Annotated in this window: 13 protein-coding genes; 5 read left to right on the forward strand and 8 right to left on the reverse strand. The window is 64.7% G+C overall.

Annotated features, from left to right (window positions below; all coding sequences use genetic code 11):
- Window position 1: 1 nt before the first annotated feature.
- Complete coding sequence (locus tag AC097R_RS04300; RefSeq protein ID WP_479596380.1) at window positions 2-646, reverse strand: glutathione S-transferase family protein; 645 nt, start codon at window positions 644-646, stop codon at window positions 2-4.
- Between the two features lie 109 nt (window positions 647-755).
- Between AC097R_RS04300 and AC097R_RS04305 the strand changes: the two genes are divergently transcribed.
- Both AC097R_RS04305 and AC097R_RS04310 read left to right on the forward strand, forming a co-directional pair.
- On the forward strand, window positions 756-1,646 hold the full coding sequence (locus AC097R_RS04305; RefSeq protein ID WP_479596381.1) for a LysR family transcriptional regulator: 891 nt from the start codon (window positions 756-758) through the stop codon (window positions 1,644-1,646).
- 80 nt (window positions 1,647-1,726) lie between these two features.
- Window positions 1,727-3,223, forward strand: coding sequence for a M48 family metalloprotease (locus AC097R_RS04310; RefSeq protein ID WP_479596382.1), 1,497 nt, complete (start codon window positions 1,727-1,729; stop codon window positions 3,221-3,223).
- A gap of 6 nt (window positions 3,224-3,229) precedes the next feature.
- On the opposite strand, the gene AC097R_RS04315 is transcribed toward AC097R_RS04310, so the two are convergent.
- The gene (locus AC097R_RS04315) at window positions 3,230-3,433 is read right to left on the reverse strand and encodes a putative motility protein (RefSeq protein ID WP_479596383.1); all 204 of its coding nucleotides are present in this window, start codon (window positions 3,431-3,433) and stop codon (window positions 3,230-3,232) included.
- Window positions 3,434-3,543: 110 nt separating this feature from the next.
- Between AC097R_RS04315 and AC097R_RS04320 the strand changes: the two genes are divergently transcribed.
- From AC097R_RS04320 to AC097R_RS04330, 3 genes are all read left to right on the forward strand, one after another.
- On the forward strand, window positions 3,544-4,686 hold the full coding sequence (locus AC097R_RS04320; protein WP_479596384.1) for a M14 family metallopeptidase: 1,143 nt from the start codon (window positions 3,544-3,546) through the stop codon (window positions 4,684-4,686).
- Between the two features lie 97 nt (window positions 4,687-4,783).
- Window positions 4,784-5,365 (forward strand): ferritin-like domain-containing protein, encoded by a 582-nt coding sequence (locus AC097R_RS04325; RefSeq protein ID WP_479596385.1) that lies wholly within the window; start codon window positions 4,784-4,786, stop codon window positions 5,363-5,365.
- A gap of 23 nt (window positions 5,366-5,388) precedes the next feature.
- Window positions 5,389-6,708, forward strand: coding sequence for a PQQ-dependent sugar dehydrogenase (locus tag AC097R_RS04330; RefSeq protein ID WP_479596386.1), 1,320 nt, complete (start codon window positions 5,389-5,391; stop codon window positions 6,706-6,708).
- A gap of 9 nt (window positions 6,709-6,717) precedes the next feature.
- Here the strand turns inward: AC097R_RS04330 and AC097R_RS04335 are convergent, their stop codons facing one another.
- The 6 genes from AC097R_RS04335 to htpG form a co-directional block, all read right to left on the reverse strand.
- Window positions 6,718-7,245 (reverse strand): hypothetical protein, encoded by a 528-nt coding sequence (locus AC097R_RS04335; RefSeq protein WP_479596387.1) that lies wholly within the window; start codon window positions 7,243-7,245, stop codon window positions 6,718-6,720.
- Window positions 7,246-7,364: 119 nt separating this feature from the next.
- Entirely contained in the window at window positions 7,365-7,808 is a 444-nt protein-coding gene (locus AC097R_RS04340) for an FKBP-type peptidyl-prolyl cis-trans isomerase (RefSeq protein WP_479596388.1), read from the reverse strand.
- A 52-nt stretch (window positions 7,809-7,860) separates the two neighbouring features.
- Window positions 7,861-9,015, reverse strand: a complete 1,155-nt coding sequence (locus AC097R_RS04345; RefSeq protein WP_479596389.1) for an ABC transporter substrate-binding protein — start codon at window positions 9,013-9,015, stop codon at window positions 7,861-7,863.
- Between the two features lie 109 nt (window positions 9,016-9,124).
- The gene (locus tag AC097R_RS04350) at window positions 9,125-10,150 is read right to left on the reverse strand and encodes an extracellular catalytic domain type 1 short-chain-length polyhydroxyalkanoate depolymerase (RefSeq protein ID WP_479596390.1); all 1,026 of its coding nucleotides are present in this window, start codon (window positions 10,148-10,150) and stop codon (window positions 9,125-9,127) included.
- 140 nt (window positions 10,151-10,290) lie between these two features.
- The gene (locus AC097R_RS04355) at window positions 10,291-10,725 is read right to left on the reverse strand and encodes a hypothetical protein (RefSeq protein WP_479596391.1); all 435 of its coding nucleotides are present in this window, start codon (window positions 10,723-10,725) and stop codon (window positions 10,291-10,293) included.
- Window positions 10,726-10,864: 139 nt separating this feature from the next.
- Window positions 10,865-12,847 carry a molecular chaperone HtpG gene (gene htpG, locus AC097R_RS04360; protein WP_479596392.1) on the reverse strand — a complete coding sequence of 661 codons (1,983 nt, stop codon included), beginning with the start codon at window positions 12,845-12,847 and terminating at the stop codon, window positions 10,865-10,867.
- Window positions 12,848-12,997: the final 150 nt, after the last annotated feature.

Consider the following 12,997-nt stretch of genomic DNA (forward strand, 5'->3'; position numbering starts at 1 on the left):
CTCAGGCAGCCTGTTGCAGCGGCGTCTTCACCATGGGCACAAAACCGGGCAGCGCCTCGATGCGCGCCAGCCAGGCGCGCACGTGCGGGTAGGCGTCCAGCGCCACGCGGCCTTCGGGGGCGTGCGCGGTGTAGCTGTAGTTGGCGATGTCGGCCAGCGTGGGGTGGTTGCCCGCCAGATAGTCGGTGTGCTGCAGCGTCGCCTCCATCACCGCCAGCAGGCTGTGGGCGCGCTGGATGGCTTCGTCTGGCTGCGTGGTGCGCTTGAAAACGACGATGGCCCGGGCCACTGCCGCACCAAACGCCAAGGGGCCGGCGGCCACCGACAGCCAGCGCTGCACCGCAGCCGCCTGCAGCGGGTCGCGTGGCAACCAGCTATTGGCATCGGACGCGTAGCGGCTGGCCAGGTAGACCAGGATGGCGTTGGAATCGGTCAGCGTCACGTCTCCGTCCTGAATGACGGGCAACTGCCCAAACGGGTTCAGCTGCAAAAACGCTGGTGCCTTGTGGGCGCCGGCTGCCATGTTCACCTCCACCAGCTCCACCGGCAGGCCCAGCAGCGAGAGAAACAGCTCCACCCGGTGGCAGTGGCCCGAGAGGGGCATGCGGTGCAGGCGAATGGGAGTGGCGGGGCGCAAGGGGCTCATGGCGGGCTTTCCAGCAAAGTGACGATGCGCCCATTGTGTTTATTGCTTTGAAATTGATAAATGGTGAGAAACACATTTAACTCATCCATATATCGGTCTAATATGCCGCATGGACAAGCTCAAAGCCATGCAGGCGTTCACCCACATTGCCGACCAGGGCAGCCTGACGGCAGCGGCTCGCGCCATGGATTCGTCGCTGCCGGCGGTGGTGCGCACGCTGGCCGCGCTGGAGGCGCACCTGGGCGTACGCCTGATGCACCGCACCACGCGGCGTTTGTCGCTCACCGAAGAAGGCAAGCATTACCTGGAGAGCTGCCGCCAGGTGCTGAGCGCCGTGGGCGAGGCCGAGGCCGCACTGAGCGCTGACGCCAGCGAACCCGCGGGCCAGCTCCACATCACCGCGCCGGTGATGTTCGGGCAGATGCATGTCACCCCCGTGGTCATGCGTTTTGTGCAGCGCCACACCCGCGTGCAGTGCAGTGTGATGCTGGCCGACCGCGTGGTGAATTTGCTGGAAGAGGGGCTGGACCTGGGCATTCGCATTGGCGCGCTGGAAGACTCCTCGCTGGTGGCGCAGCCGTTGGGGAGCTTGCGCCGCCTGGTGGTGGCCAGTCCGGAGTACCTGGCGCGCCACGGTGTGCCCGCGCACCCGCGCGACCTGCTGCAGGCCAACTGCATTCGTTTTCTGGGGGCCAGCGGCCCGTGGTGGACCTTCCATGCGCAGGGCAAGGCCTTCACGGTACCCATCACCGGCAACCTCACCTTCAACCACAACGCCCCGGTGCTGGATGCCTGCCTGGCCGGCATGGGCTTTGGCATGTTCATCTCGTACCAGGTGGCGCCGCATCTGGCGCAGGGCACGCTACAGCTGGTGCTGGAAGATTTCGAGCCGCCACCCCGTCCGATCCACGTGGTGTACCCGCATGCCCGGCTGCTGCCGGCCCGCACGCGGGCCTTCATCGATTTCATCAAGCAGGACCTGAAAGGGCTGGCGCCCTAAATGCACGGCCCACCGTATTGCATCGCACGGAGCAGCCCCGTCAGGCCCCTAAGATCTCCTCTTGTTAGAAAGGGAATGCCATGAAACAAAAAATCTCCAGCGCCGTGCTTGCGGCGCTCATGCTCACCAGCTGCGGCACCGCCACCGTCAACCCCGTCACTGGCCAGACCGAGCGTTCGGTGATGAGCGAGGAAGACGAAGTGGCCGAGGGTGCCAAGGGCCATGCGGAGGTACTCAAGGAATATGGCGTCTACGCCAACCCTGCGGTGCAAAGCTATGTGAATGCGCTGGGCCAGAAGTTGGCCGCGCAAAGCCACCGCAGCCAATTGCAGTGGCACTTCACGGTGCTGGACAGCCCCGAGATCAACGCCTTTGCGCTGCCCGGCGGCTATGTGTATGTGACGCGCGGCATCATGGCCTACCTGGACAGCGAGGCCGACCTGGCCGGCGTGATGGGCCATGAGATTGGCCATGTGACCGCACGCCACGGCGCCCAGCGCGCCACGCGCCAGCAGACGGCAGGGCTGGGGGTGTTTGCGGCCACGGTGCTGGGTGCCGTGTTGGAGGGGCAGGGTTTTGGCGGCGCCGGGCAACTGGCCAGCCAGGCCTCGCAAACCGTGGCGGCGGGTTACATCGCGTCTTACGGGCGTGACCAGGAGCTACAGGCCGATGGCCTGGGCGCCGAATACCTGTCGCGCACCCACTACGACCCGCACAACATGGTGGACGTGATCACCGTGCTGAAAAACCAGGAGCGCTTTGCCGCCGACCAGGCCAAGGCCGAAGGCCGCCCGGTGCCGGCGCAGAGCGACTGGCTGGCCTCCCACCCCAGCAACGACCAGCGCCTGCAGGCCATTACGGCGCTGGCAGCCCAGTACAAAACCCAGGGCGCCTATGGCGACGAGGGCCGCACGCGCTACCTCAAGGTGATGTCGGGCGTGACCTTTGGTGACAGCGCTGCCCAGGGCCTGACGCGGGGGCGCAATTTCTACCACGAGCCGCTGAACTTTGCGATCACCGCGCCTGTGGGCTGGTACATCCAGAACGACAACGAACAGCTGGCGCTGCTGAACACCGCGCGCGACGCCGCCGTGGTGGTGCGCCTGGTACCGCCGCAGGCTGGCAAGACGCATACCGACGTCATCCGCAATGTGCTCAAGCCCACCCAGGGCCGGGTAGAAACCACCACCTTCAACGGCCTGCCAGCCACACGCTTTGCCGGCGCCCGCGCCGACAGCAATGGTCAGACCCAGGCGCTAGAGGCCACCGTGGTCACCGGCCCGGGCGACAAGATTTACCTGCTGCAAACCAGCGCAAAAGACGCCAACGCCCTGCAGCGCGCTCGCGCCCAGGTGCGTGAGGTGGAGAGTAGCTTTAGGGCGCTAACGGCGCAAGACCGGGCCGCGGCCCGGCCCTGGGGGCTCAAAACCGTACCCTACCCCAAAGGCGGTTTTGTGGAGCTAGCCAAAAGCTCTCCTATTGCGCGGCCCGAACAACAGCTGCGCCTGATCAACGGCTTCTACGGTGGTGGTGAGCCGCCAGTGGGGCAGCTGGTGAAGGTGGTGGAAAGCCAGTAAGAAGGCTCAGGCGAAGGTGTTGAGCTTGGTGCCCACGGTGCCGCTGGTGGCCAGGGGCGGCATTTGGGGCAGGGCCTGTAGCAGGGTGGCCGCCGACACAGCTTGCATATCCAGCGCCTTTTTCAGCACCAGGATGTTCACGGCATCGGCCGTGCTGCCTTGGGCGGCAGCGCTGGCGGCTTGCACGGCGGGGGTGCTGGCAATGTTCATGGGAACTCCGGAAATGCAAAGGGCGGTAGGGGGTTATCGGCCACCAGTGGCCCGAACTTGAGGGCGACTTCTACAATGGCCCGGCCCCCTGGACCCAACCGCACTGCCCCATGCCATCCCTCCATATCTCCACCCAGTTTGACTCCGGCGCCATCGATGTGGTGCGCCTGGACAGCCCGCAGGACATCCAGCTGCGCATCCGCAAGGACAGCGCCGCCGACTTTGCCCAGTGGTTTCACTTTTGCCTGCATGGCGCGGCCTACCAGCCCGTCACGCTGCGGTTTCTGAACGCATCGGAATGCGCCTACCCCAAGGGCTGGGAGGGCTACCAAGTGCTGGCCAGCCACGACCGCCAGCACTGGAGCCGCATCGACACCCAGTACGACGGCAAGGAGATGACCGCGCGCTTGACCCCCATGGCGCAGGCCGTGTGCTTCGCCTATTTCGAGCCCTATTCGTACGAGCAGCACTTGGACCTATTGGGCTCGGTCGGCGCTTCCCCCTGGGTGCAGCTGCAGCGCCTGGGCAGCACTGTGCAGGGGCGCGACATGACGCTCTTGCGCATCACCGACGAGGCGGGCACCACGCCGCTGGAAGACAAAAAGAAGGTCTGGGTGATCGCCCGCCAGCACCCCGGCGAATCCATGGCCGAGTGGTTTGTGGAAGGCATGTTGGAGCGCTTGCTGGACGGTGACGACGCGGCGGCACGCGTGCTGCTGGACCGCTGCGTGTTTTACGTGGTGCCCAACATGAACCCCGATGGCGCCGTGCTGGGCAACCTGCGCACCAACGCCGCCGGTGCCAACCTGAACCGCGAGTGGGCCGCCCCCAGTGCCGATAAATCGCCCGAGGTGCTGCTGGTGCGCCAAGCCATGCTGGACACGGGGGTAGACCTGTGCCTGGACGTGCATGGCGACGAAGGCCTGCCCTACAACTTTGTGGTGGGCTCCGAGGGTACGCCGGGCTACAGCCCGCGCGTGGCCGAGCTGGAAGACGCCTTCAAGGCTGTCTGGCTGGCCAGTTGCCCGGATTTTCAGGACACAGTGAACTACGGCCGCACGGCCGCAGGCCAGGCCAATATGACGCTGGCCACCAACTGGATCGCCCAGCAGTTCGGCTGCCTAGCCTTCACCATCGAGATGCCTTTCAAGGACAACGCCAATCTGCCCGACGTGCTGAACGGCTGGAGCGGCGAGCGCTCCCGCAAACTGGGCGCCAGCGTGCTGCAGCCGCTGTTGCAGGTGGGTTTCTAGCGCCGCGTGTGCGGCACCGCACAGTTCAAATGGGGCGCTGGCCCCATGCTGAGGACATTCCTGGAAACGCTAGGACCATGTCTTGGAGGTGCTGCAAATGAGAAAGTCTGATGAGATTGATGTAGGTGCACTGCGTGAGCGCGCGCGCCGTCACATGGAGCAGGGTGCGGTGACCGAGGGCTACACCGCCGACCGTCCTGCGGTGCTGAAAATGCTTAACAGCGCGCTGGCCACCGAGCTGGTGTGCGTGCTGCGTTACCGGCGCCACCACTTCATGGCGCGCGGCATCCATTCCCAGGCCGTGGCCACTGAGTTTCTGGCCCATTCCAACGAAGAGCTGGTCCATGCGGACCAATTGGCCGAGCGCATTGTGCAATTGGGCGGCGAGCCCGACTTTGCCCCCGACACGCTGCTGGAGCGCAGCCACGCCGAGTACCGGGAGGGGCCCACGCTGTCAGACATGATTCGGGAAAACCTGGTGGCCGAGCGCATCGCCATCGACAGCTACCGCCACTTCATTGGCTACCTGGGCGACCAGGACCCCACCACACGGCGCCTGCTGGAAGCCATTTTGGCGGTGGAAGAAGAACACGCCGATGACCTGTCGGACCTACTGCAGCATGTGCCGTCCGTGCCACCTCCGGCCCAGCAGACGTTGGGCCTGCACGCCATCATTTAGTCCTATCACTAGGCCTAGTGTCCATGCGCTGCGCCCTGGTTGCTTTGGCGTGTGTGGTGGGGGCCGCACTGGTTGCGTGCGGTGAGACCGCCACGTTACCGGTGTCCGCGGGGACCGGGCCCCACCCCACACTGCCGCCACCCGCCCCCACGCTGATACCGACCGTGAACACCGCATTGGCGGTGGGCTGGGCGCCGGGGCAAATGCCCGAGTCCGTGGCAGGAACCCAGGTGCAGGCGTTTGCCAGCGGCCTGGACCATCCGCGCTGGCTGTATGTGCTGCCCAACGGCGATGTGCTGGTCGCCGAGAGCAATGCGCCCGCCAAGCCCGATGCCCACCCCTCGCTGCGCGAGAGGATCATGGGGCTGGTGATGCGCCGTGCCGGGGCCGGCGTGCCCAGTGCCAACCGCATCACCCTGTTGCGCGATACCGATGGCGATGGCGTGGCCGATACCCGCACTGTCTTCATTGATGCGCTGCGCTCCCCGTTTGGCATGGCGCTGGTGGGCAACACCCTGTATGTGGCCAACACCGATGCCGTGCTGCGCTTTCCCTATGCGCCCGGCGATCTGCAGATCACCGTGCCGGGCGAGACGCTGGTGGACCTGCCCGCCGGCCCCATCAACCACCACTGGACCAAAAATCTCATCCCCAGCGCCAACGGCCAGCAGCTGTACGTGACGGTGGGCTCCAACAGCAATGTGGCCGAAAGTGGCCTGGAGGTGGAGGCCGAGCGCGCGGCCATCTGGGTGGTGGACCTGCCTGGCGGTGCGCACCGCGTGTTTGCCTCGGGGCTGCGCAACCCCAACGGAATGGCCTGGGAGCCTACGTCCGGAGCGCTGTGGACGGTGGTGAATGAGCGCGATGAAATTGGCAGCGACCTGGTGCCCGACTACCTGACGCAGGTGGACGACGGCGCCTTTTATGGCTGGCCCTATAGCTATTACGGCCGGGTGGACAGCCGGGTGACGCCGCCGCGCCCCGACCTGGTGGCCAGTGCCCGCCAGCCAGACTACGCGCTGGGCCCCCACACCGCATCCCTGGGCTTGGCATCTGCCCAGGGCAACCAGTTGGCAGCGGGGTTTGTGCAGGGCATGTTCATTGGTCAGCACGGCTCTTGGAACCGCCGCCCGCGCAGCGGCTACAAGGTGATCTTTGTGCCCTTTGACAAGGGCTTGCCATCCGGCCCGCCGCAGGATGTGTTGACGGGTTTCCTTACCGATGACGGCCATGCGCGCGGACGTCCGGTGGGCGTGGCGCTGGACACCCGCGGCGCCTTGCTGGTGGCCGACGATGTGGGCAATGTGGTGTGGCGGGTCAGCCGGGCCGCGGGGCCCCACTGAACCGGCCGCTCATGCCGACTGCGACAGGGCGGCCTGGCCTTGGCCCAGTAGTGATTTGCTGATTTCGTCGGCGGCCTTCGCCCGCTCCGTTTCGCCTTGGGTGTGTACCACCAGCACTACGCTGCCGGACTTGATGGCGTCCATCACCAGTTCAGAAAAGCGCCCCTCTTTGCTGGCAGTGCCGGCCACCGCCCCCACAATGCCGCCCACGCTGGCAAACCAGCCCAGCATGGCCAGCGGTGCAACCAGCGGGCTGGCTACAAACAGGGTGATATTGGCCGCCCACAGCAGGGCGGTGCCCACGGCACCCACGCCGGTTCCTACGGCTGTGCCGATGGCGCCGTCCACCACCATATGCTTGAGAATTTCGTCGCTGCCCTCGGTCGGCGAGTGGGTGGGCATGTCCTGCAGTATCTCGATGCGGTCCGCAGAAAACCCCAGGTCGACCAGGCGGGCTTGCACGCGCGTCGCTTCTTCCCGGGTGGTGTAGAGGGCGGACACCCGGTGGTCCGTGCCAGGGTGGGCAGTTGTGGTCATGCGGGCACTCCAATCAAAAAATGGGCCGGCCCCAGCAGGCGCTTGCCCGTGGAGTCCGACCCATTGTGGAAGGGGTGAAGGCTGTGTGTCGGTGCGCCGCACCACGCACAGCGCGCGGCTTACTTGCCGTTGATGCCCAGCAGTTCCACCTCAAACACCAGCGTTGCATTCGGGGGCACCACGCCACCCGCGCCACGCTCGCCATAGGCGATCTGCGGTGGGCAGGTCAGCTTGGCCTTGCCACCTATCTTCATGCGCTGCACGCCCTCGGTCCAGCACTTGATCACGCCGTTCAGTGGAAACTCGATCGGCTCGCCGCGCTTGTACGAGCTGTCGAACTCGCGGCCATCGGGGAAGGTGCCGCGGTAGTGCACTTTCACCTTGTCTGTGGCGCTAGGGCTGGCACCGCTGCCGTCCTTGAGCGAGCGGTACACCAGCCCAGTGCTGCTGACCACGGCGCCGTCTTCTTTGGCGGCCGCAGCCGTGGTGGCGTTTTGGGCCCAGGTGAGGGAGCTGGCAGCCAGAGCCAAAGCCAAGCCGGTGTGTCGCAAAAAGGTGTTCATGTCAGGCAGTGTTGAAGAGTTCATCCAGCCTGCATTGTGTCAGCCCAGGGTGTTAGCGCATGTAACGTCCGCCCGGGCCCACCACCACGGTTTCCACAAACTTGGAGCCATGGTGGTTGGTGGGGCTGAAGTCCAGCGTGTAGCCGCCAATGTCCACGTTCTTCATGCGCTCCAAGGTGCTCACCATGGTTTGCGGCGTGATGCTCTTGCCCGCACGCACCAGCACGGCCAGCAGTGTGCGCATGTTCAGGTAGCCAAAGAAATGGTCGTAGTCCACGGGCAGGCCGGCGGCGGCCATGGTCTTGCGGAAATCGCGCGTGAGGTTTTGCGTGGCGGTGAAGGGGTAGGGGATGACCACGGTGTACGCCAGGCCACGCGCCTCATCGCCCAGCGCATCCATCAGCTGGCGCGAATTGGCAATGCCCGGGCAGTACAGTGGCGCGCCAACCTGCGCGCGCGCTGCCTTGATGAAGGGAAACAGCGAGGGGCCAAACGCCATCATGATGACGGCCTGCGGGCGCTCGGCGGCCATGGCCTGCGCGGCCGCATTGGCGTCGCTGCCGGTCATCTCCAGCGAGGCCTTGGCCACGATGGTGATGCCCTGCTCCTTGGCCACCTCTTCCACCACGGGCAGCATGAGCTTGCCGAACGCACTGTTGTTGTAAACCAGGCCCACGCGCGAGCGGCCCAGCGCGCCCTGGTTGCGCATCATCTGCACCACCTCGTCGCGGTAGCTGGCGGTGGTGGTGAAGAAGTAGGGGTGCTGCTTGGCGCGCAGGCTGGGCGAGCCGGAGTACACGCCAATCAACGGCACCTTCTTCTCCATCAGCACGGGCATGGCAGCGGCCACGCCCGCGGTGTTGGCAAAGCCGAACAGCGCAATGGCCTTGTGCTCGTCCACCAGCTTGCTCACGTTGTCCATGCACAGCTTAGTGTCGTAAGCGTCGTCCAGCGTCACCAGCTTCACGCGCCGGCCATTCACGCCGCCCTTGTCGTTGAATTCGGCGAGCGCAAGGTCTTGCCCCTTGAGCACCGCGGCCAACGTGGAGGCGAGTGGTCCGCTCAGGTGCGCGCTCTGGCCAATCACGATGTCGCCGCTGTCGGCAGACACCGTGCTTTGGGCCAACGCCGCTTGCACAGGCAATGCGCCGGCGACCAAGGTGCCCAGCGCTTGGCGCCGGGTGAATGCGGGAGAGGAAGAGTGCATCGGGGCCTCAAGTTGAAAACGTGCGGCAGTGTGCGGGCACGGGTGCGCCGTGGTCTGTCACACGCCGGACAACCTAAGGAAAACCCCCATCTGTGGCCCGCTCCGGCGCTCAGGCATTGCGCGTTGCACCACGCAGCGTGTGTTCACGTTGTGCAAACGCCCACACCATGCGCGACGCATCGGGCCCCGCAGGGTCTGCGAAGGCCTGCGTTGCAGCACCGCCGCTCCACGCATGGCCCAGGCCCGCCACCTCCGCCAAGGTGGCAAAGACGCGTCGACCAACTTTCCATTCACGCAGCGCGACCGCATAGCGTGTGCCACGCTGTACCGTTCTTGGGGGCGCAGCTTTGGCGCCCGCAGTCGCCGCCCAACGCTGTACCACCAGTGCACCGTTGGACGGTGCGACCACGGTGTCCCGGTTGCCCTGAATCACCAGGAGCGCGGGCAGAGGGATTGCAGGGGCGTGCAGTGAGGTGGCGCTTTTGGGGATCCGGCCGCGCATCGCTGCCAGCGCCGTTGCGGTGGACTCTGCCATGCCCGGGCCCACGCCGGAGTGCATGGCCACCGCAAGAAAGCGCTCGGGGTGGTGCAACGCCATCAGCGCAGCCATGCTGGCCCCGGCCGACATGCCGGCGACCACAATGCGACGCGCATCAACGGGGTAGGTGGCGCGGATGTGATCGATTGCCGACAGGATGCTGGTGGCTTCTCGGAGCGCGCGGCCAGAGCGGGTGTCAAACCAGTTCCAGCAGCCCTGGACATTGGCAACCCGGTCTTGCTCAGGGTACAGAACCATAAAGCCCGCCGACGCCGCCAAGCGGTTCATGTGGGTGCTGCTGGCGAAGCTGCGGGCATCCTGCCCGCAACCGTGCAGCATCACCACCAAGGGGATTTGGCTGGACGGCAGTTTTCCGGTCGGGTGAAAGAGGTGGTAGCGCCGCAGCCCGCCAGGGCTTGCCGCAATCCCGGTACGCCAGTGGTTCGTTGTCGGCGCCGCGGTCTTGCGCTTTCTGGGTACTGCCTTGGTGGCCAGCTTGCTCGCTTTCTTACCCGCCCGCAGCGCACTGCGGGTCAACGCGCCCACCTGGCGCTGCATGGCCTTGGTAAAAAAGCTCTTCATCCATCGTTTGGCCATAGGTGGTGTGCGTCGCAGCCCGTGCAGGAAAAGACCCCAGGACAATGCGGCCACGCAGCATCACCCCCATGGCCTTCACGGTAGGCGAGGCCGTTACTTTTCTGGGTGTGTTGCCACACACAGGCGGGTGGCCGAACGGACTAAGTGTGAGCTTTGGTCGGACGCTGCTTCAGGGCTGCACTGCGCCACAGCGTGCCTGCGGTACCCAGTGCCAGCGCAGACCCCGCCAGCACCTCAAACCAGATCGTCAGGTTGGTCGCCAGGGTATGTTCGGCGCACAGGGCCAGTGTGTAGTGCAGCAGCCCATCGAGCCCGCAGGCACCATACGCCATGAGCAGCATTGCGCCCAGCGCATGCAGCCCCATGCGGCTCACGATGAGTCCCGCCACCCCCAGGCAGCTGACGGCCAGCCACGCCCAGTACACCGTCTCCCGCGTGATGAAGGCGGGCATGTTGGGGTAGATGGCAATGAATTCCGCGTTGTGTGCAAAGTGCGTGAGGCTGGCGATGAAGTACATGGCCAGCAGCAGCCAGACGGGTTTAGGGAGGTGTGGGGCGGTGAGGGGTAGGGGCATGATGTCTCTCGCGTGGGGTTCGACGAAAAAGCCTCAGCAGTCTTGCGACTCTGAGGCTTGATTTGCTACCAATTCAGTAGCTGCTTGCGCATATTCCACGGGGGCTAGAGGCCAGTTTTGCTTCTAACCCCCTCTTGCATCACACCAGCAAGGCATTCACCCGCTTCACGTACGCCGCCGGGTCCGCAGGCAATCCGCCTTCAGCCAGCAGCGCCTGGTCAAACAGGATGTGGGCCAGGTCGTTGAAATGCACCGAGCCGTCCAGCTTTTTCACCAGCGCATGTTCGGCGTTGACTTCCAGCACCGGCTTCACTTCGGGTGCTTGCTGGCCAGCTTGCTTGAGCATGCGGGCCAGTTGGGTGCTCATGCCGTGGTCTTGCACCACCAGGCAGGCGGGGCTGTCGACCAGGCGGGTGGTGACGCGCACGTCTTCGGCCTTGTCCTTCAGCGCCTCTTTCAGCTTGGCCAGCAGGGGCTTGAAGGCTTCCGCGGCTTCCTCGGCGGCTTTCTTCTCGGCCTCGTCTTGCAGGCTGCCCAGATCGACCGCGCCCTTGGCGACGGACTGCATGGGCGTGCCGTCGAAGTCGTGCAGGTAGTTCAGCGCCCATTCGTCCACGCGGTCGGTCATCAAGAGCACTTCGATGCCCTTCTTCTTGAACACTTCCAACTGTGGGCTGTTTTTGGCGGCGGCTGCGTTGTCGGCGGTGATGTAGTAGATGGCCTCCTGGCCTTCCTTCATGCGGGCCTTGTAGTCGGCCAGCGACACGCTGACGCTGTCGGTGGTGCTGGATGCAAAACGCAGCAGCTTGGACAGACGTTCCTTGTTGGCAAAGTCTTCGCCCAGACCTTCTTTCAAGACGGCACCAAACTCTGCGTAGAACTTGCTGTACTTGCCCACCTGGGCCTTGTCTTCTTCCGACACCACATCGGTTACGCCATCCGCGCCGGCTTCGGGCAGCTTGTCGTGTTTGGCCAGGTCTTCCAACATGCCCAAGACGCGCTTGGTGCAGCCTTCGCGGATCGCCTTCACGTCGCGGCTTTCTTGCAGGAGTTCGCGCGATACGTTCAGTGGCAGGTCGGCGCTATCGACCACGCCCTTCACAAAGCGCAGGTAGGTGGGCAGCAAGGCTTCGGCGTCGTCCATGATGAACACGCGTTTGACGTACAGCTTCACACCGGCCGACTTCTCGCGGTTGTACAGGTCCATCGGCGCCTTGCCGGGGATGTACAGCAGCTGGGTGTATTCGGTGCTGCCTTCCACGCGGTTGTGCGTGTGGGCTAGCGGCGCCTCGAAGTCGTGGCTGATCTGCTTGTAGAAGTCGTCGTACTGCTCTTGGGTGATGTCCTTCTTGGCGCGCGCCCAGATGGCGTTGGCCTTGTTGACGGTTTCCCACTCGCCGGTTTTGACCATGGCGCCGGGCTGGCGGCCACCGTTTTCATCCGACGGGTTGATCAGTTCGCCGTCTTTCCACTCTTCCTTTTCCATCTGGATGGGCAGGCTGATGTGGTCGGAGTACTTGTTGATGATGCCCTTGACCTTCCAGGCCTGGGCGTAGTCCTGGGCGTCGTCGCGCAGGTGCAGGATGACGCTGGTGCCGCGGGCTTCGCGGGTGATGCTTTCCACCTCAAACGCACCACCACCGCTGGCGCCGCCGTCGCTGACCCAGCGCACGGCCTGGTCGGCGGGCAAACCGGCACGGCGCGATTCGACAGTGATCTTGTCGGCCACGATGAAGCCAGAGTAAAAGCCCACGCCGAACTGGCCGATGAGGTTGCTGTCGGCCTTCTGGTCGCCGGTGAGCTTGCTCACGAAGTCTTTGGTGCCGCTTTTTGCGATGGTGCCCAGGTTGTCGATGGCTTCCTGTTGGCTCAGACCAATGCCGTTGTCGGTGATGGTCAGCGTCTTGGCGTCCTTGTCGAAGGTGACTTTCACCTTCAGCTCGGGGTCGTTCTCGTACAGGCCGCTGTTGTTGATGGCCTCAAAGCGCAGCTTGTCGCAGGCGTCCGATGCGTTGGAGATCAGCTCGCGCAGGAAAATCTCCTTGTTGGAGTACAGCGAGTGGGTCACCAGGTGCAGCAGTTGTGCCACTTCGGCCTGGAAATTCATGGTTTGCTTGGTCATAGATAGGTCTCTGAGTCTCAATAAAACGGTTTACGCGCCTGTCAGGCGGTGCCTGCGGCGCGAGCAACCCTCAATTATGGGCGAGGCCGGACTTTTTCAAGCCGGGCCCCTTCCCCCGCGCGGGCGTTAGCGCTACATTGCCAAAAAAAG

The sequence above is a fragment of the Rhodoferax sp. ZS1R25 genome, assembly GCF_056521335.1.